This is a genomic window from Agreia sp. Leaf283 (genome assembly GCF_001422485.1).
GTDB lineage: Bacteria > Actinomycetota > Actinomycetes > Actinomycetales > Microbacteriaceae > Agreia.
Genome location: NZ_LMNF01000001.1, coordinates 1,795,266 through 1,813,687 on the forward strand (window position 1 = coordinate 1,795,266; position 18,422 = coordinate 1,813,687).

16 protein-coding genes are annotated in these 18,422 nt (G+C 68.3%); 12 read left to right on the forward strand and 4 right to left on the reverse strand.

Features of this window, described 5'->3' with window-relative positions; all coding sequences use genetic code 11:
- Positions 1-13 precede the first annotated feature (13 nt).
- Positions 14-1,570 (reverse strand): hypothetical protein, encoded by a 1,557-nt coding sequence (locus ASF51_RS08165; protein ID WP_055927257.1) that lies wholly within the window; start codon positions 1,568-1,570, stop codon positions 14-16.
- Between the two features lie 255 nt (positions 1,571-1,825).
- On the opposite strand from ASF51_RS08165, the gene sucC reads away from it, so the two are divergent.
- From sucC to ASF51_RS08210, 9 genes are all read left to right on the forward strand, one after another.
- Complete coding sequence (gene sucC, locus ASF51_RS08170; RefSeq protein ID WP_055928159.1) at positions 1,826-2,989, forward strand: ADP-forming succinate--CoA ligase subunit beta; 1,164 nt, start codon at positions 1,826-1,828, stop codon at positions 2,987-2,989.
- A 36-nt stretch (positions 2,990-3,025) separates the two neighbouring features.
- Positions 3,026-3,913, forward strand: a complete 888-nt coding sequence (gene sucD, locus ASF51_RS08175) for a succinate--CoA ligase subunit alpha (protein ID WP_055927260.1) — start codon at positions 3,026-3,028, stop codon at positions 3,911-3,913.
- A 103-nt stretch (positions 3,914-4,016) separates the two neighbouring features.
- The gene (locus tag ASF51_RS08180; protein ID WP_055927263.1) at positions 4,017-4,556 is read left to right on the forward strand and encodes a hypothetical protein; all 540 of its coding nucleotides are present in this window, start codon (positions 4,017-4,019) and stop codon (positions 4,554-4,556) included.
- Between the two features lie 52 nt (positions 4,557-4,608).
- The gene (locus tag ASF51_RS08185) at positions 4,609-5,928 is read left to right on the forward strand and encodes a DUF6350 family protein (RefSeq protein WP_055927266.1); all 1,320 of its coding nucleotides are present in this window, start codon (positions 4,609-4,611) and stop codon (positions 5,926-5,928) included.
- A gap of 2 nt (positions 5,929-5,930) precedes the next feature.
- Entirely contained in the window at positions 5,931-6,524 is a 594-nt protein-coding gene (gene purN, locus ASF51_RS08190) for a phosphoribosylglycinamide formyltransferase (protein ID WP_055928162.1), read from the forward strand.
- Positions 6,521-8,128, forward strand: coding sequence for a bifunctional phosphoribosylaminoimidazolecarboxamide formyltransferase/IMP cyclohydrolase (gene purH / locus ASF51_RS08195; protein ID WP_055927269.1), 1,608 nt, complete (start codon positions 6,521-6,523; stop codon positions 8,126-8,128). The genes purN and purH overlap by 4 nt, the downstream gene beginning before the upstream one ends.
- A 44-nt stretch (positions 8,129-8,172) precedes the next feature.
- Complete coding sequence (gene ddaH, locus ASF51_RS19670; protein ID WP_055927272.1) at positions 8,173-9,381, forward strand: dimethylargininase; 1,209 nt, start codon at positions 8,173-8,175, stop codon at positions 9,379-9,381.
- Positions 9,382-9,563: 182 nt separating this feature from the next.
- Positions 9,564-11,297, forward strand: a complete 1,734-nt coding sequence (locus ASF51_RS08205; RefSeq protein ID WP_082479629.1) for an ABC transporter ATP-binding protein — start codon at positions 9,564-9,566, stop codon at positions 11,295-11,297.
- Positions 11,294-13,111: an ABC transporter ATP-binding protein gene (locus ASF51_RS08210; protein ID WP_055927278.1), complete on the forward strand. Its 1,818-nt coding sequence runs from the start codon at positions 11,294-11,296 to the stop codon at positions 13,109-13,111. The genes ASF51_RS08205 and ASF51_RS08210 overlap by 4 nt, the downstream gene beginning before the upstream one ends.
- Before the next feature lie 12 nt (positions 13,112-13,123).
- Here the strand turns inward: ASF51_RS08210 and ASF51_RS08215 are convergent, their stop codons facing one another.
- The 3 genes from ASF51_RS08215 to ASF51_RS08225 are packed head-to-tail and all read right to left on the reverse strand — an operon-like array spanning position 13,124 to position 14,359.
- A complete protein-coding gene (locus tag ASF51_RS08215) occupies positions 13,124-13,528 on the reverse strand; it encodes a hypothetical protein (protein WP_055927281.1) in 405 nt (134 codons plus the stop codon).
- Positions 13,529-13,548: 20 nt separating this feature from the next.
- Complete coding sequence (locus ASF51_RS08220) at positions 13,549-13,896, reverse strand: MGMT family protein (RefSeq protein WP_055927283.1); 348 nt, start codon at positions 13,894-13,896, stop codon at positions 13,549-13,551.
- A 10-nt stretch (positions 13,897-13,906) separates the two neighbouring features.
- Positions 13,907-14,359: a GNAT family N-acetyltransferase gene (locus ASF51_RS08225; RefSeq protein ID WP_055927287.1), complete on the reverse strand. Its 453-nt coding sequence runs from the start codon at positions 14,357-14,359 to the stop codon at positions 13,907-13,909.
- 133 nt (positions 14,360-14,492) lie between these two features.
- Here ASF51_RS08225 and ASF51_RS08230 point away from each other — a divergent pair, with 133 nt between their 5' ends.
- The 3 genes from ASF51_RS08230 to ASF51_RS08240 all read left to right on the forward strand — a co-directional run bounded on the left by ASF51_RS08230 (position 14,493) and on the right by ASF51_RS08240 (position 18,401).
- Entirely contained in the window at positions 14,493-15,707 is a 1,215-nt protein-coding gene (locus ASF51_RS08230) for an NADP-dependent isocitrate dehydrogenase (protein ID WP_055927289.1), read from the forward strand.
- A gap of 142 nt (positions 15,708-15,849) precedes the next feature.
- The gene (locus tag ASF51_RS08235) at positions 15,850-17,046 is read left to right on the forward strand and encodes an ROK family transcriptional regulator (RefSeq protein WP_055927291.1); all 1,197 of its coding nucleotides are present in this window, start codon (positions 15,850-15,852) and stop codon (positions 17,044-17,046) included.
- A gap of 80 nt (positions 17,047-17,126) precedes the next feature.
- On the forward strand, positions 17,127-18,401 hold the full coding sequence (locus ASF51_RS08240; RefSeq protein ID WP_055927294.1) for an extracellular solute-binding protein: 1,275 nt from the start codon (positions 17,127-17,129) through the stop codon (positions 18,399-18,401).
- Positions 18,402-18,422: the final 21 nt, after the last annotated feature.

Sequence of the window (18,422 nt, forward strand, 5' to 3'; positions counted from 1 at the left end):
GAACCCCGCCGGTTCAGTTCAGTGCCGGCACCGTGTGCTTCAGCGTGAGCCGACGACGCCACAGTACCCCGACACCGAGCAGCGCTCCGAGAACCAGGGCGGAGCCCGAGACCAGGAGGAGCCCGGGTGCCGTGGTGCTGCCCGTCTCGGCGAGACTCTGCACTGCGGCCGGCGCGGGGGGAGTGCTCAGCTCTGCCGGGGCCGGAGGCGCAGCGACGACGGTGACTTCGCTGGCTGTGCCGAAGGGCGACTGCCAGGGCAGGATGCGTGCCCCGCCCTGATCCGCCGGAGTTCGGGAGCCGTCGATGCGTTCGACCCAGACGTAGTACCCGGGGCCGGGAAGCGTGCACTCGGGTGTGCGGTAGGTGCCCGGACCGGTGTCGACCCGCACCTCCACCGTGCAGACGACGGGCGCATCGGCCGGCGCGTGCTCTGCGAGCTGGATGGGCTCGGCGAACGGACCGAGCAGCGAGCTCTCGACGACGACGGGAATGGGAAGCATGCCGTTCTCGTCGACGGCGGGAACGGAGCCGGCCGCCGGGGGAGTCGAGGGCCGGTAGAGGCCCCACCCCGAGAGCACGTCCGAGTCGGTCGCCGGGGTCAGCGCGGACACCACCAGTTCGTCGCTGATCGCTTGGCCCGTGCCGGCGACGCTCGCGCTCGTCTGCGTGGCGACCACGGGCTGGAAGCCTTTCGTCGACGGGACCGTCGCGGTGGTCGTGGCGATGCCCGAGGCCGAACCCTGCCTGGCGACGAGAACCTGCTGCACATCGTCTGCGGCCCGGCCGGCAGTGAACGCCGACCCGTAGGGAAGGTGCTCGTAGCCGACGGTGGCCACGACCCGGGAGCTCGGCGTCTGACCGGTGGTCTCTATGGACTCGACGTCGCCGTTCGACACCGTGCGCTCGGACGAGCCGTCGTCGAAGACGGCACCCGACAGCCTCATGGTTGCGGTGTGACTGCCGGGGCTCAACACGGTCGGCCCCGTCGAGAGGAAGTCGACGGTGAGGCTGCTCGTGACGGTCAGGCGACCCTCGCCGTCTGCCTCGGTCAGAGCGACCGAGGAGGACACGCTTCTGGATGCTCCCATCGGGCCGTCGGCCGTCGCGAGAAGCTGACGGCTGCGATCGAGCACGGCCTGGGCCGCTGCACCGGCCCGCTGCGCGTAGTACTCGGGAGCTCGACCGTTCAGCCCCGCGATGGTCCACGTGGCGAGCTGCCCCGCGGCGGCCTCGGAGGGGTCTGCCGACGAGGCCGAGGTGCGTGAGATGTAGGCGAGGCGGGCGAGGTCGTCGGTGGTGAACCTGCCGAGCTGTGCCGCGTCGACGAAGGCGTAGTCGTGGCCGGTCGGGGCCTTCTTGCCTGCCTCGAGGCAGAACACGAGCGATGAGTCGTCGAGCCGGTAGGAGCCGATCCAGGCGACGCCGTCGTCGGCGAGATGGCCGACCCCGTGGCCCGTGGAGACGGCGGCGGTGGCCGGTGGGGCGCCGGCCAGGAGGAGGCCGAGGGTCGCGGTGACGGTGGTGAGTGCGGTGAGAAGGGCGGATGTGCGCCGACGGTGTTGTGTCATGCCCCTCACCTTCGCGGGCCACGAAGGGCGGGAGGAGCGTGGACGCCGACGCCGTGGACTTCCTGGCCCGACCGAGTGCTGTGGAGGAGCGCCCGCTCGAGCGCCCGCACGTGCGCGTCTTCTGCGGGCGGTAAGGTTTCAGGTGGCGAAAGTCTGCGGCGGAGCAGTCAAATCTGTCGGCCGCAGCTCGCAGGAGCACTCAGAAGCCGCGCACCAACCCCCGTGCCGGCTGAGACCTAAGCGGATTGGATGAGCGTGGATCTGTTCGAATACCAGGCACGAGACCTGTTTGAAAGCTACGGGGTTCCGGTTCTTCCGGGTATCGTCGCGGACACCCCCGATGAGGTGCGTGCCGCGGCCGAGAAGCTCGGTGGCGTGACCGTCGTCAAGGCGCAGGTCAAGGTCGGTGGCCGCGGAAAGGCCGGCGGCGTCAAGGTCGCAAAGGACCCCCAGGCGGCGTTCGAGGCGGCAGAGTCGATTCTCGGCCTCGACATCAAGGGCCACGTGGTGAAGCGCGTCATGGTCGCGGGCGGTGCGCGCATCGCAGAGGAGTTCTACTTCTCCGTGCTCCTCGACCGGGCGAACCGCTCCTACCTGTCGCTGACCAGCTACGAGGGCGGCATGGAGATCGAGCAGCTCGCCGTCGAGCGCCCCGAGGCGCTCGCGCGCATCGAGGTCGATCCCATCGCCGGCATCGACCTGGAGACGGCGAAGTCCATCGCCGTGGCAGCGAAGTTCCCCGCGGAGCTCGTCGACAAGGTCGCCCCTGTCTTCGTGAAGCTCTGGGAGGTCTACAAGGGCGAGGACGCGACGCTCGTCGAGGTCAACCCGCTCGTGCTCACCGAGGAGGGCGACATCATCGCCCTCGACGGCAAGGTGACGCTCGACGAGAACGCCGGATTCCGGCACCCGAACCACGAGGCGCTCGAAGACAAGGATGCGGCCGACCCGCTCGAGGCCAAGGCCAAGGCGGCCGACCTCAACTACGTGAAGCTCGACGGCGAGGTCGGGGTCATCGGCAACGGTGCCGGCCTCGTGATGTCGACACTCGACGTGGTCTCCTACGCGGGCGAGAAGTACAACGGCGTGAAGCCGGCCAACTTCCTCGACATCGGCGGCGGAGCATCGGCAGCGGTCATGGCCGCGGGCCTCGACGTGATCCTCGGCGACGAGCAGGTCAAGAGCGTCTTCGTCAACGTCTTCGGCGGCATCACCGCGTGCGACGCCGTGGCCAACGGAATTCTCGGCGCCCTCGAGGTGCTCGGCGACTCCGCGACCAAGCCGCTCGTGGTGCGCCTCGACGGCAACAAGGTCGAGGAGGGCCGCGCCATCCTCGCCGCCGCGAACCACCCGCTGGTCACCCTGGCGACCACCATGGACGAGGGCGCCGACAAGGCCGCCGAGCTCGCCTCCCTCTGACGATTTCCTCGCGACGAAGTAAGGACCACAACAAGAATGTCGATTTTCCTCAACAAGGACTCCAAGGTCATCGTGCAGGGCATCACCGGAGGTGAGGGCACCAAGCACACCGCGCTGATGCTGGCCGCCGGCACGAAGATCGTGGGCGGCGTGAACGCACGCAAGGCGGGAACGACCGTCACCCACGGCGAGCTCGAACTGCCCGTCTTCGGCACGGTGGCCGAGGCCATCTCCACCACGGGCGCCGACGTGTCGATCGCCTTCGTTCCGCCGGCCTTCGCGAAAGACGCCATCATCGAGGCGATCGACGCGGAGATCCCGCTGCTGGTCGTCATCACCGAGGGCATCCCCGTCGGCGACGCGGCGGAGGCCTGGGCGTACGCCAAGCAGAAGGGCAACAAGACCCGCATCATCGGGCCGAACTGCCCCGGCATCATCACGCCAGGCGAGTCCCTCGTCGGCATCACTCCCGCGAACATCACGGGCAAGGGCCCGATCGGCCTCGTCTCCAAGTCGGGAACGCTGACCTACCAGATGATGTTCGAGCTGCGCGACCTGGGCTTCTCGACCGCCATCGGAATCGGCGGCGACCCCATCATCGGCACCACGCACATCGACGCGCTCGCAGCCTTCGAGGCAGACCCCGAGACGAAGGCGATCGTGATGATCGGCGAGATTGGCGGAGACGCCGAGGAGCGTGCGGCCGACTACATCAAGGCCCACGTCACGAAGCCCGTCGTCGGCTACGTGGCCGGGTTCACGGCTCCCGAGGGCAAGACGATGGGCCACGCGGGCGCGATCGTCTCCGGCAGCGCCGGCACGGCCCAGGCCAAGAAGGAGGCCCTCGAGGCGGCCGGCGTTCGCGTCGGCAAGACCCCGAGCGAGACCGCGGCCCTGCTGCGCGAGGTCTACGCGGCGCTCTGACACCTGCACGACCTGCGGCGGGCATCCTCTTCTCTATGATGAGGATGCCCGCCGTTCGTCTGCCTGAAGACAGACGACGGGGTCACGTCAGAAGGGGGTTTCGATGTCCGAGTCTCTGGGGGCCGACCCCGTCGAGCAGCCGATGCCGTCGCCTGGCCGGTGGCAACGCATCCGCCACGCACTGGTGACGCCCGAGCTGATCTACGGAACGATCATCAGCTCGGCGGTCATCGCCGTCGCCGAAGACGACGACACCGATCTCGACGTGTTCGTCGTGACCTTCGTGACGATGCTCGTGTTCTGGGCCGCCCACGTGTTCGCGGTGGCCGTGGCCAACCACGGCATGCGCGACGGCCGTGTGATCGGAATCGGCGAGGCGTTCCGCGGCGGCGTGCACCATTCGGTGGGCCTTCTCTACGCGTCGATCATCCCGCTCCTGTTCCTCGTGCTGGGCACGATCGGTGTGCTCGACGAGGACACCGCGTATCTCGTCGCGCTCGTCGTGGGCATGGTCGTGCTGGGAATCCTGGGATGGATGGCGTTCGCCGACAGGGGGAGCCCGTGGCCTGTGAGGCTGCTCGGCGGAGTCGGAACGGCTCTCTTCGGATTGGTGATCGTCGCCTTCAAGGCCTTACTCCACTAGACCGGCGGGGTGACAGGTCACCCCTCGCGTCAGGGGGTACGCTCGGCACGGCATGAATCGACCATTTACCGCATTTCTCGCGTTCCTCGACGCGCTCCTCGTCGGAGCCCTCGGCCTCGGAATCCTCCTGGTGCCGCTGACGATCCTCTGGCTGACCCAGTTCGAGCTCGCCGTCGACTACGGCGCGTTCTGGAGGGTCGCCGCCAACGTGTGGCTCCTCGGCAACGGGGTCGACCTGCTCGTCACGATCGATCCGACCCTCGCGCTGCAGCTCGCCCTCGAGGGCGCCGGTGTGCCGTTCGAGATCGGGTTCGCGCCCCTGGGGGTCGCGGTGCTGACGGTGCTTCTCGGCTGGAGGTCCGGTCGACGGCTCGCCGACTCGGAGCATCGCGTGCTGGGTGCGGGCGTGGGCATTCTGACCGTCGCCGTGATCGGATGGCTGGTCGCCCTCGGGGCCGGCTCCGACAGTGCCCGTCCGTCGGTTCTGCAGGCGCTGGTCTTTCCCGCCGCCATCTACGCCATCGGCATGGCGACGAGCCTCTTCTCGCGCTCCGATGTCGAGGTCGGAGACGATCCCGCGGACCAGGCCGTCGACATCCTCGCCCGAAGCCTTCGTGCGATCGTCGCCGGAGTTCCGGTTCCGGTGAGGACGGTGGTGGCGCTGGCCGCGCGCGGGGGAGCCCTCGTGGTGGCCGGCGTGGTGGCCGTCGCGGCCGTCGTCGTATTCGTGCTCGTGCTGGGGCACTACGGCGAGATCATCTCGTTGTACGAGTCGCTCCAATCGGGTCTCGTCGGCGGCATCGCCCTGACCGTCGGGCAGCTCTCTCTCATCCCCAACCTCGTCGTCTGGGCCGCATCGTGGCTCGTCGGGCCGGGCTTCGCGCTCGGGTCGGGCAGCCTCGTCTCGCCGCTGGGAACCCAGGTCGGCCTGCTTCCCGCCCTTCCGCTTCTCGGTGCGCTGCCCCAGGGGGCGCCCGCGCTCGGGTATGCGGTGGTGGTGGTTCCCGTGGTGATCGGATTCGTCGTGGGCGTTCTGCTGAAGCCGAGGCTGACCGCGGGTGGAGCCGCAGCCTCTCCTCTGATCCTCGTGTTGTCGGGCCTGGGAGTCGGCGTCGTCGGCGCGAGCATCCTCGCTCTCCTCGCCCTCTGGTCGGGCGGCGCCGCGGGCCCGGGTCGTCTGGTGGACGTCGGGCCGGATCCCGCGGCCGTCTGGCTCTGGTCGGCCGTCGAACTCGGCCCGAGCGCCGTGCTCGGCCTCACCGTCGGCCTCACACGACGCCTCTTCTCGCGCTCGCCGGAGCTCGCAGACGTCGACGCCGATGCCGGGTCGGCCCCGGTCGCGGGCCCGACGCCCGATGCCAATAAACTGTGACGGTGCTGTCGCTCGTCGTACTCATCTCCGGCGGAGGGTCCAACCTCCGCGCCCTCCTCGACGCGCAGTCCGACGCCGACTTCCCGGCACGGATCGTGGCCGTCGGGGCAGACAATGATGCGGCCGGCCTCGCCCACGCCGAGGAGTTCGGAATCCCCACGTTCACGGTGCCGCCGACGTCGTTCGAATCGCGGGCGGCCTGGGGCGACGAGCTGCTTGAGCAGATCCAGGTCTGGAACCCCGACCTCGTGGTCTGCGCCGGCTTCATGCGCATCCTGCCGCCGCGCGTCGTCGCGGCCCTGTCTCCGCAGCTGATCAACACGCATCCCGCTCTTCTTCCCGCCTTCCCTGGCGCCCATGCCGTGCGCGATGCCCTGGCCGCGGGGGTCTCGCAGACGGGCGTCACCGTGCACATCGTCGACGAGGGCGTCGACACCGGTCCTGTGATCGTGCAGGAGGCCGTCGCGATCGAGCCCGGCGACACCGAATCCGAACTTCACGAACGAATCAAGACGATCGAGCGCCGCCTCCTCACCCAGGCCGTGCTCGACATCGCGAACAGCAGAGTCAACCTCAGGGAGCTAGCCAAAGCATGAGCGGTCCAATCCACGATCCGAACCTCTACACCCACCGCGATGTCGTGCGCATCGAACGGGCACTGATCTCGGTGAGCGACAAGACCGGGCTCCTCGAGCTCGCCGCGGCGCTCGCCGAAGCGGGAGTCGAGATCGTGTCGACCGGTTCGACAGCCCAGACCATCGCCGACGCGGGCTATGCCGTCACCGAGGTGAGCCAGGTCACGGGGTTCCCCGAGTCGCTCGACGGCCGCGTCAAGACCCTGCACCCCGCCGTGCACGCGGGAATCCTCGCCGATCTCCGGCTCGAGTCGCACAGGGCGCAGCTCGACGAGCTCGGCATCCGGCCCTTCCAGCTGGTCGTGGTCAACCTCTACCCGTTCCGCGAGACGGTCGCGTCGGGTGCCGAGGGCTCCGCTGTGATCGAGCAGATCGACATCGGCGGCCCCGCCCTGGTGCGTGCCTCGGCCAAGAACCACGCCAACGTCGCTATCGCCGTATCGCCCTCGAGCTATGCCGAGATCATCGCGTCGCTGCCCGAGGGCACCTCGCTAGGCGCACGCCGGGCCCTTGCCGCCTCGGCGTTCGCCCACACGGCCGCCTACGACACGGCCGTGGCCGCGTGGTTCGCCGACACGGCAACGGATGGCGAGGCCTCCGAGACGGCGGGCTTCGGCGACGCCCTCACGATCGAGGGCACGCTGTCGGCGACCCTCCGCTACGGCGAGAACTCGCACCAGCCGGCGGCGCTCTACGTGCGCGAGAACGGCCGCGGCATCGCCCAGGCCGAACAGCTGCACGGCAAGGACATGTCGTACAACAACTACGTCGACGCCGATGCCGCCGTGCGCGCCGCGTTCGACTTCGACGAGCCCGCCGTGGCCATCATCAAGCACGCCAACCCCTGCGGCATCGCCGTCGCCCAGCCGTCCGACGCCGACGCCATCGCGGGTGCGCACGCCAGGGCGCACGCCTGCGACCCCGTCTCGGCCTTCGGCGGCGTCATCGCCTCCAACCGAACGGTCACGCGTGCGATGGCCGAGGGTGTCGCCGAGGTCTTCACCGAGGTGCTCGTGGCCCCGGACTTCGAGCCCGAGGCCCTCGAGATCCTGCAGATCAAGAAGAACCTGCGGCTGCTCAAGCTGCCCGCGGGGTTCCAGCGCGACGAGACCGAGGTCCGACAGGTGAGCGGCGGATTCCTCGCCCAGAAGCCCGACGGTTTCGTCGGCTTCAGCTCGGTGAAGTGGCAGCGGGTCGCCGGCAAGCACGTCGACGACGCCACCCTGGCCGACCTCGAGTTCGCGTGGAAGGCGTGCCGGGCGGTCAAGTCCAACGCCATCCTGCTCGCCTCGGGCGGTGCCTCCGTCGGCGTCGGAATGGGCCAGGTCAACCGGGTCGACTCGTGCCACCTCGCCGTCACCCGGGCGGGAGACCGCGCCGCGGGGTCGGTCGCCGCATCCGATGCGTTCTTCCCGTTCGCAGACGGGCTCCAGGTTCTGATCGACGCCGGCGTGACCGCCGTCGTGCAGCCGGGTGGTTCGGTTCGCGACGCCGAGGTGATCGAGGCCGCGCAGGCGGCCGGCGTCACCATGTACTTCACAGGCGAACGTCACTTCTTCCACTAGGAGTACCCGTCGTGCGTACAGAAACCGGGGCTAGGGTCGCACCCATGCACTTCCTCCGCCCGAGACCCCTGATCGCCTCGGCGGTCGCGGCCCTGCTGGTGGCGGCGATCACCCACCTGGCGACGATGCTCTCGTTCTTCGTCGGCAACGATCCGCAGTCGATCGTGCTGCTCCAGATCAACAACTTCTTCGTGCCGTCGACACTCGTGCTGCTCGTCCTGGTGTTCGTCTTCTCCCTCGCCACCAGGGTCACGCGCTGGTACACGGCGGCCATCGCGGGTCTCGTGTCCGGTGCGATCGCGGCCGTCGTGGGCACGGGCATCCAGACGCTCGTGCAGGGCAACGCCCTCGACGGCCCGGTGATCGCCTACGTTCTCAGCACCCTGGGAAACATCAACCTGATCTTTGTCCTCACAGCGACCGTCGCCACCGCGACGCTGGGCCGCCGTGTCTACGGTGCCCTGAGCCACTCGGAGGCGCCCCCACGGAACGTGGCCGGCACCGTGCTCGTGCGTCGGCCGTCCGACAACCTCGCCGACGGAATCGTCACCCATCTCGAGCGCACAGAGGTCGACTCCGACCTCGCGGACACGCAGTGGGAGTCGTACGTCGCCGCGCTGATCGGGGCGGGCTGGAAGCCGGTCGAGGTCGAGCGCGCGACCGATCTGGCCGACTCCGTCTTCGTCGAGGATTCCGTCGTGATGTTCGGGCGCCTCGCCGTGCTCGCGAGTCCGGCGGCGCCGACCCGGGTCGCCGAGATCGACGAGGTCGAGAAGAGCGTTCGATCGCTCGGTCTCGACGTGACCCGCATCGTGCAGCCCGGCACCCTCGACGGCGGCGACGTCCTGAAGATCGAGAAGCGCGTCTATGTGGGCCGCGGCGGCCGCACGAACGCGGAGGGCATCCGGCAGCTGCGGCATATCCTGAGCCCGCTCGGCTACACCGTGATCGCCGTTCCGATCTCGAAGGTGCTGCACCTGAAGAGCGCGGTCACGGCCCTGCCCGACGGCACGGTCATCGGATATCCGCCGGTGGTCGACGATCCCAAGATCTTCGACCGCTTCCTCGCCGTGCCCGAGGAGGCCGGCGCGCACGTCGTCATTCTCGCCGACGACACGGTGCTGATGTCGTCGGCGGCACCGGAGTCGGCGCAGCTCATCGAGAGCCTGGGCTACCGGGTGATCGCCGTCGACATCTCGGAGTTCGAGAAGCTCGAGGCCTGCGTCACGTGCCTCTCGGTGCGGGTGCGCTGACCGCCTGCGGCGCGGCGCCGACCTCGCGTTGCGTGTGGGCACGAGTCGGGAGTAGCCTATAAGGCTGCCCGGTTCCGGGTGGAACTCCCGCCTTCTGTTCTCGAGGTCTTTCCGTGTCAACGCCCGCGCCCCCGTCCACCCTCGCCTCCCTCGGGAGGCTGTACCGCTACGCGAAGCCGGCCATGCCGCGCATCTACGTGGCGATCGTGGCCTCCTTGCTGGCGAGTCTCGTGGCGCTGGCCATCCCGCAGGTGCTGCAGTGGCTCATCGACGGGCCGCTCACCGGCACCGACGTGTCGCTCGTGTGGTTCTCGGTCGGCCTCGTCCTGGCGCTCGGAGTCGCCGAGGCGGGGCTCATCGCGCTGCGCCGCTGGCTCGTGCTGACTCCCGGAACGCACGTCGAGGCGCACATGCGCAACAGCCTGTACCGGCAGCTGCAGCGCCTGCCTGTCGCGTTCCACGACCGGTGGCCGAGCGGCCAGCTGCTGTCGCGCGCCATCGGCGACCTCAACCTGATCCGACGCTGGATGGCGTTCGGCTTCGTGATCCTCATCGTGAACACGCTGACGCTCGTGGTCGGATTCATCATCCTGGTCTCGCTCAACTGGATCCTGGGCTCGATCTTCGTCGTCGCCTCCATTCCGGTGCTCATCTACGGCTACGCATTCGAGAAGCGCTACTCCAGGGCAGCCCGCCGCGGCCAGGACCAGCAGGGCGACCTGGCCACGGCCGTCGAGGAGAGCGTCCACGGCATCCGCGTATTGAAGGCGTTCGGTCGCGGTTCGCACGCGCTCAAGCGCTTCGAGACGCAGGCCGAGCAGCTGCAGGGCACCGAGCTGGAGAAGGCGCGTGCTGTGGCCGGCATCTGGCTCTGGCTCCTCCTCGTGCCCGACGTCGCCTTCGCCGTCGCGCTCGTGGTCGGGGTCTGGCTGGCGCAGTCCGGCCAGTCGAGTGTGGGGGAGCTGGTGGCGTTCTTCGCCACCGGCACGGTGCTGCTGTTCCCGATCCAGTCGATGGGCTACTTCCTCGCCATGACGATCGACGCCAAGACAGCGACAAACAGGTTCTTCGAGGTCATGGACGAGGTCAACACCATCGTCGACCCGGCGAACCCGAAGACCATCGCCCGGCCCCGGGGCAGGCTCGTCTTCTCCGACGCGCACTTCCGCTACCAGGATTCGCCCGAGCGGTTCCCCGACCTGCTCGACGGCATCGACCTCGTGATCGAGCCGGGCGAGACCATGGCGCTCGTGGGCCTCACGGGCTCCGGCAAGACCACGCTGACCGCTCTCCCGACGCGCCTCTACGACGTGACCGGCGGCTCCGTCTCGCTCGACGGCGTCGATGTGCGCGACCTCGCCCTCGACGAGCTCCGCACGCACATCGCGATGGCCTTCGAAGACGCCACCCTGTTCTCGGCGACGGTCCGCGAGAACGTGCTGCTGGGCCGACCGGATGCGACGGAGGCCGAGCTCGCCGAGGCGCTCGACGTGGCACAGGCGCAGTTCGTCCACGACCTCCCGAACGGACTCGACACCCGCGTGGGCGAAGAGGGGCTGAGCCTGTCGGGAGGGCAGCGACAGCGTCTGGCGCTCGCTCGCGCCGTCGCGGCCCGCCCGTCGGTGCTGGTGCTCGACGACCCCCTGTCCGCCCTCGACGTGACGACCGAGCAGCTGGTCGAGGCGGCGCTTCGACGCGTGCTCGCGTCGACCACGGCGCTCATCGTGGCGCACCGCCCCTCGACCGTGTCGCTCGCCGATCGCGTGGCGCTGATGCAAGACGGCAGGATCACCGCGGTGGGCACGCACAGCGAGCTCATCGCGAACAACGAGCACTACCGTTTCGTGATCTCCAGCCTCGACGACCAGACGTCGAGCCCATCCCCCGTACCCGCCGCAAGGGAGAGCCCCTCATGAGCAGCCAGTCCAGCGTCACCGGTACGAGTGGCGAAGAGCGCGACGACTTCTCACGCGCCGAGAGCCGTCAGATCCGCGCCCGCAGCATGCGCCTTCTGGGGTCGCTGCTCGCGCCGCTGAAGGCGCGCCTCGTCGTCGGCATCGTCGTGATCGTCGTGTCGACGGCCGCCCAGGTGGCGGGCCCGGCCCTGATCGCCTTCGGCATCGACCGGGGCCTGCCCGCGCTGATGCAGAACGACTGGATGCCGCTGGCTCTCGCGGGTGGCGCGTACCTGGCGACGGGCATCGTGGGTGCGGCCCTGGTCGCCTGGTTCACGGTTCTCTCCGCACGCATCAGCCAGGCCGTGCTCCTCGACCTGCGTCGTCGCGTGTTCCTCCAGACGCAGCGACTCAGCCTGGAATTCCACGAGAGCTACACCTCGGGGCGCATCATCTCGCGCCAGACGAGCGACCTCGATTCGATCCGTGAGCTGCTCGACTCGGGTATCAACAACCTCGTGCAGGGCGTGCTGTACATGGTCTTCGTCGGAGTGGCGCTGCTGCTCGTCGACCCGCTGAGCGCGGCCGTGCTGGTCGTCTCACTGATTCCGCTCGCCATCCTCACGAGATGGTTCCAACTGCGCTCGCAGCGTGTGTTCCGGCAGACGCGAACGGCCTCGGCGAACGTAATCGTCAAGTTCGTCGAGACCATGACCGGCATCCGCGCGGTGAAGGCGTTCCGCACCGAGAAGCGGAACGAGGGCGACTTCGGCGACCTCGTCGAGGACTACCGTCGCGTGAACGCGCGGGTCATCAGCCTCTTCGGCATCTACAACCCCGGGCTCGTGCTCATCGGCAACGTGACCGTCGCGGTCGTGCTGCTCGTGGGCGGTCTGCGTGTGTTCGACGGACAGCTCGCCGTCGGCGCGCTCCTGGCGGTGGTTCTCTACACGCGTCGATTCTTCGACCCGATGGAGGACATGGCCATGTTCTACAACTCCTACCAGTCCGCGGCCGCCGCCCTCGAGAAGATCTCCGGTGTGCTCGAGGAGCGTCCGAGCGTTCCCGATCCGACGCGTCCGATCGACCTGTGGACCTCGAAGGGGCACGTGCGCTTCTCCGATGTGGAATTCGCCTACTCCGGCGACCGGGTCATCCTTCCGACGTTCGACCTCGACATTCCCGCCGGCCAGACCATCGCGCTGGTGGGGTCGACGGGCGCCGGAAAGTCGACCCTCGCGAAGCTGGTCTCGCGCTTCTACGACCCCTCCACCGGCGAGGTGTCCCTCGACGGTGTCGACCTGCGGGCCCTGCACCCGAAAGACCTGCGCAGGGCCATCGTGATGGTCACGCAGGAGGCCTACCTGTTCTCTGGCACGGTCGCCGACAACATCGCTATCGGCAAGCCCGAGGCGACGTTCGACGAGATCAGGGCCGCGGCGCGAGCCGTCGGGGCCGACGCGTTCATCCAGGGCCTGCCCAATGGCTATGAAACCGATGTGAACAAGCGGGGAGGGCGTGTCTCGGCCGGTCAGCGGCAGCTGATCTCGTTCGCGCGGGCGTTCCTGGCAGACCCTGCGGTGCTCATTCTCGACGAAGCCACGGCGTCGCTCGACATACCGAGCGAGCGGCTCGTGCAGGACGCGCTGCAGACCCTGCTCGCCGACCGCACCGCGATCATCATCGCGCACAGGCTGTCGACGGTCGCGATCGCCGACAGGGTGCTCGTGATGGAGCACGGCCGTATCGTCGAGGACGGCACGCCTGTGGAGCTCATCGCGGGAACGGGTCGTTTCGCGACCCTGCACGCGTCGTGGCGGGATTCGCTCGCCTGATCGGGTGAGGGCTTACGGAGTCCAGGCGTAGATCGTCTGCCCGACGACGTAGACGTGCCACGTGCCCGAGCAGGTGATCGCTGCGTCCGTGGGGATGGACTCCACCCACCACGTGTCGTCGAGGGCCGGGCTGCTGGCGCTGGCGCACGCCTCGCCGATCGGCGCGGCGAGCGGAGCGGGGATGCTGTAGCCGAGGATCTTGGTGTCGTCGGCCGTGTCGGTCTTGATGCGGATCGTGGTGGCATCGGCCTGCACGAAGTCGGGCAGGGCGACGGTGCTCTTCGCCCCGGCCGCTTCGGGCTGGGTGGCGTAGATCGCACTCTCGATGGGCGGGTTGATCGCGTTCGCCAGGGTGCATCCGGAGAGGAGGGCGGTCATGGCGAGGATGGGGGCGGCAACAAGCAGGCGACGCTTCACTGCTGCTCCTTTTCATTGGCTTACTGGGCTGTGTTCGGGGGTTCCGTTGGAATCCACCGTGCTACAGCGTAGTCGACGCGGTACCCCGAGCCTGTCGACGTGCGCACGAGCGGTGTGCCCTCGGCGACATAGTGTTCATGAGCCCGGGCCTCGTTTCCCGTCGGCGGATGTCCGCCGGCCCGCAGTACGCGCCACCAGGGGTGACCGGATCCGGACTGCCGCATCACCGTGCCGACAGCCCGGGAGGCCCGAGATCCGAGCATGGCGGCGACATCGCCATAGCTGAGCACCCTGCCCGGAGGTATCGAGTCGACGAGATCGAGCACGTCGAGGGCGAACTCGTGGCCCGAGGAGGGCGACCCTGCCATCGAGGACGGCTCAGAGAGAGAGGGCGGCGATGGTCTCGCCGTACTGGGTCTCTCCGATGCTCGAGAAGCCCAGACGATAGAAGAACGCCTCCGGGCCGTCTTCGCCCGGTTCGAACATGACGGTGATGCGGTCGTAGCCGCGCGAGCGGGCCTCGTCGGCCAGAGACAGCACGGCGAAGCGTCCGACGCCCCTGCCCTGAGCGGTGGCGGCCACGTTGATGCTCCAGATGCAGCCCTTGAACTCCTCGTGATCGCTCTCGGGATCGAAGTTGCCCTGGATGAACCCGACCACCTCGTCGTCGTCGAGAACCACGCGGGGCCATGCCGTGACCGGGTTGACGTAGGCCTCGGCGATGGAGTGGGAGACGGGAGCCACGTACTGCTCCTGGCCCGGCTTGAGCGTGAGCGAGTTCGCCGCCACGATGTTGCTCGCCGACAGCTCGACCAGTCTCAGTTCACCCATGGGCCAAGGCTAGCCCGCCGCGCTCGCCCCCGCCACTTTCATCTCCATGATGAGATATATATCTCGACGTCGAGATATATTGGTGAGCGGCTAAGCTGATGAACAGTCCGTCAAACACGCGAAGGAGTGGCCGTTGTCCAAGATCAAGGTTGAAGGAACCGTCGTCGAACTCGACGGAGACGAGATGACACGAATCATCTGGCAGGCGATCAAGGACACCCTGATCCACCCCTACCTCGACATCGATCTCGAGTATTACGACCTCGGCATCGAGAATCGCGACGCGACCGACGACCAGGTCACGATCGACGCGGCCCACGCCATCCAGAAGCACGGCGTCGGCGTGAAGTGCGCCACGATCACGCCCGACGAGGCGCGCGTCGAAGAGTTCGGCCTCAAGAAGATGTGGAAGTCGCCGAACGGCACGATCCGCAACATCCTCGGCGGCGTCATCTTCCGCGAGCCCATCATCATCTCCAACATCCCCCGTCTGGTGCCCGGGTGGAACAAGCCGATCATCATCGGCCGCCACGCGTTCGGCGACCAGTACCGCGCGACCGACTTCGTCTTCAAGGGCAAGGGCAAGCTCACGGTCGAGTTCACGCCCGAAGACGGCTCCGAGCCGATGAAGTTCGAGGTCTACGACGCGCCCGACGACGGCATCGCCCAGGTGCAGTACAACCAGGACGCGTCGATCCGCGACTTCGCGCGCTCGAGCCTCAACTACGGCCTGACGCGCAACTACCCGGTCTACCTCTCGACGAAGAACACGATCCTCAAGGCATACGACGGTCGCTTCAAAGACATCTTCGAAGAGATCTTCCAGGCCGAGTTCAAAGAGAAGTTCGACGCGGCCGGCCTCACCTACGAGCACCGCCTCATCGACGACATGGTCGCCTCGGCCATGAAGTGGGAGGGCGGCTACGTCTGGGCCTGCAAGAACTACGACGGAGACGTGCAGAGCGACACCGTGGCCCAGGGCTTCGGTTCGCTGGGTCTGATGACGAGCGTGCTGAGCGTTCCGGACGGCTCGGTCGTCGAGGCCGAGGCCGCGCACGGCACGGTCACCCGGCACTACCGCATGCACCAGCAGGGCAAGCCCACGTCGACGAACCCCATCGCCTCGATCTACGCGTGGACCCGCGGGCTCTCGCACCGTGCCAAGCTCGACGACAACCCCGCCCTGGCGCAGTTCGCCGAGACGCTCGAAGACGTCGTCATCAAGAGCGTCGAAGCGGGGCACATGACGAAGGACCTCGCGCTGCTGGTCGGCCCGGAGCAGAAGTGGGAGACCACGGAGGAGTTCCTCGACACGCTCGACAAGAACCTGGCCGCACGTCTGGCATAGTCCCGACGTCGCGTCAGAACGGCGCCCCGCCTCCGAACCTCGGAGGCGGGGCGCCGTTCTCATTGTTACGACCTCGTAAACATCGACGCCGGCGACCGGAAACGTCTTGTTCTTTGTTTGTTCGTAAGCTTTACTAACAAACATGACTGCATCGGAAGTGCAGCGAGGCTCTTCCCGTTCCGCATCGGCGTACCCGCCGCGCATCGCACAGGGCCTTGCTCAGGGGAGGGCCCTGCGGCCCAACGGCAAGATCGTTCCGGGCGACGCCCGGGGCCACAACCTCTCGCTCGTGCTCCAGACCCTCTATCGCTCGGGCACACAGAGTCGTGCGGACATCGCGCGGGTGACCGGACTCACCCGGGTGACCGTCTCGGCCCTGGTCACCGAGCTCATGGCCGACGGTCTCGTGGTCGAGCTGGGGCAGCGGGAGGACGTGCGGCCGGGAAAGCCGGCCACGCTGATCGACCTGAACCGCGCCGGTTTCCAGATCGTCGGCCTCGACCTGTCTGAGCACGCCGTCTTCCGCGGAGCCGTTCTCGACCTCGACGGAAACATCCTGGCGCGCGCCGAGGTGGCCCTCGAGCACAGGGTCGGCGAGGCCGCGTTGGCCCTCGTCATCGATCTCACCCGTCGACTCGTCTCGGCCTCGACCGCGCCCCTGCTCGGCATCGGCGTGGGCTCGCCCGGCGTCGTCGACCTGGGCGGCGTCGTTCTCACCGCGCCGAACCTGGGCTGGGTCGACGTCGCCCTCCAGCAGACGCTCGCCGACGAGTTCGGGGTCGGCGTGATCGTGGCGAACGACGCGAACGCGGCGGTTCTGGCCGAGCACAGCTTCGGCGACGCCGACAGCGACGCGATGCTCGTGAAGGTCGGCCACGGTGTCGGCGCAGGGCTCCTGCTCGGCGGCACGCCCCTCTTCGGATCGCGCTTCGCCGCGGGCGAGATCGGCCACGTCGTCGTCGGCACCGACGGGGGAGCCACCTGCGTGTGCGGCAAGGTGGGGTGCCTCGAGACGTGGCTGAGCATCCCGAACCTCACGGCGAAACTGGCCGGCAGCGAACCGGCCGATCGAGACGCCGTGCTGGTCGAGGCCGGACAGCGCCTCGGCATCGCGCTGGCCCCGGTGGTCGGCGCACTCAATCTGAGCGAGATCATCCTCAGTGGCCCCACAGGACTTCTCGACGGTGTGCTCGCCCAGGCGACCGTCGAGACCCTCCGCAGCAGGACGATGGCCGAGTTCCACGGCTTTCTCACGCTGCGGATGACCGCGCTCGGGCAGGACATCGTTCTGCGCGGCGCGGCCGTCATGGTTCTCTCCGACTCCCTCGGGGTGTCGTAGAGCGGCCCTGCACCACCCACGGTCGTCGGTGCCCACCGCAGGCCGCGCATTCACATCAGCCCTAGGAAAAGGACAAGACAATGAGGAAGAAGATACTCGCCGCCGTCGGCATCGGCATTGCCGCGGCTCTGGCGCTCTCCGGATGCTCCGGCTCGTCGAGCGGATCGGACGACGGCGCCGAGGGGGCCGACATCCGCGTCTGGCTCGTCGGAACGGATACTCCCGACGAGGCCCGCGACTACCTGAAGACGACGTTCGAGGCGGAGAACCCGGGCTCGACGCTCACGATCGAGGAGCAGGCCTGGACCGGCCTGGTCGACAAGCTCACGACGAATCTTTCGGGCAGCGACAGCCCCGACGTGGTCGAGGTGGGCAACACCCAGGCGGCCGCTTTCACCTCGGCGGGCGCCTTCCTCGACCTCAGCGACAAGTACGAGGAGCTCGGCGGCGACGACCTGCTCCCCGGGTTCGTCGAGGCGGGCTCGTACGACGGCAGCTTCTACGCCGCCCCGTACTATTCGGGCGCCCGACTGGTCTTCTACAAGAAAGACCTGTACGCCGCGGCCGGCCTCAGCGTGCCGACCACCCTCGAGGAGTACGTGGCCAACGGCAAGGCGCTCGCGGCGGCCAACCCGGGCGTCTCGGGCATCTACTTCCCGGGCCAGGACTGGTACAACGCCCTTCCCTACATCTGGGAGGCCGGCGGAGACATCGCGGTGAAGGACGGCGACTCGTGGAAGGCATCGCTGTCGAGCCCCGAATCGATCGCGGGCCTCGAGATGATCCAGGACGTGATGACGACCGCGTCCAGTGCTCCGAAGGACGGCAATGAGACCAGTCCTGAGGTGCCGTTCTGCGCCGGTGAGGTCGCACAGCTCTCGGCCCCCAGCTGGGTCAGGTGGTCCATCCTCGCTCCGCTCGACGCCGAGGCGCCGGGCTGCCCCGACCAGGAGAGCAACCTGGGCGTGTTCGCGCTGCCGGGTGCCGACGGCGGCGCAGCGAAGGTCTTCGCCGGGGGATCGAACATCGCGGTGGCCGCCAAGAGCGCCCACCCCGAGCTCGCCACCGCCGCCCTCGAGATCATGCTGAGCGACGAGTACCAGACGATCCTCGGCAAGACCGGCCTCGTGCCGGCGAAGGTGTCGCTCGCCGACACCGTCGGGACCGACGAGGTCGCCCAGGCCATCGCATCCGCCGCGGCCAACGCGAAGCTCACGCCCGCCAGCCCGAAGTGGGCCGACGTGGAGGCGGCCGGCGTTCTGCAGGACTTCTTCGTGAAGATCGGCCAGGGCGGAGACGTGACCGAGCTGGCGACCGAGGCCGACAAGAAGATCGACGACATCCTCGCCGGCTAGGCGCTGACGACAGTGGTGGTG

What these genes read in the sequence shown, in the direction of transcription:
- ASF51_RS08225 (WP_055927287.1), bottom strand. Translation starts at nt 14,359, where the DNA reads ATGGGTGAACTGAGACTGGTCGAGCTGTCGGCGAGCAACATCGTGGCG.
- purH (WP_055927269.1), top strand. Translation starts at nt 6,521, where the DNA reads ATGAGCGGTCCAATCCACGATCCGAACCTCTACACCCACCGCGATGTC.
- sucD (WP_055927260.1), top strand. Translation starts at nt 3,026, where the DNA reads ATGTCGATTTTCCTCAACAAGGACTCCAAGGTCATCGTGCAGGGCATC.
- ASF51_RS08165 (WP_055927257.1), bottom strand. Translation starts at nt 1,570, where the DNA reads ATGACACAACACCGTCGGCGCACATCCGCCCTTCTCACCGCACTCACC.
- ASF51_RS08185 (WP_055927266.1), top strand. Translation starts at nt 4,609, where the DNA reads ATGAATCGACCATTTACCGCATTTCTCGCGTTCCTCGACGCGCTCCTC.
- ASF51_RS08240 (WP_055927294.1), top strand. Translation starts at nt 17,127, where the DNA reads ATGAGGAAGAAGATACTCGCCGCCGTCGGCATCGGCATTGCCGCGGCT.
- ASF51_RS08205 (WP_082479629.1), top strand. Translation starts at nt 9,564, where the DNA reads ATGCCGCGCATCTACGTGGCGATCGTGGCCTCCTTGCTGGCGAGTCTC.
- ASF51_RS08220 (WP_055927283.1), bottom strand. Translation starts at nt 13,896, where the DNA reads ATGGCAGGGTCGCCCTCCTCGGGCCACGAGTTCGCCCTCGACGTGCTC.
- ASF51_RS08180 (WP_055927263.1), top strand. Translation starts at nt 4,017, where the DNA reads ATGTCCGAGTCTCTGGGGGCCGACCCCGTCGAGCAGCCGATGCCGTCG.
- ASF51_RS08210 (WP_055927278.1), top strand. Translation starts at nt 11,294, where the DNA reads ATGAGCAGCCAGTCCAGCGTCACCGGTACGAGTGGCGAAGAGCGCGAC.
- ddaH (WP_055927272.1), top strand. Translation starts at nt 8,173, where the DNA reads ATGCACTTCCTCCGCCCGAGACCCCTGATCGCCTCGGCGGTCGCGGCC.
- ASF51_RS08235 (WP_055927291.1), top strand. Translation starts at nt 15,850, where the DNA reads ATGACTGCATCGGAAGTGCAGCGAGGCTCTTCCCGTTCCGCATCGGCG.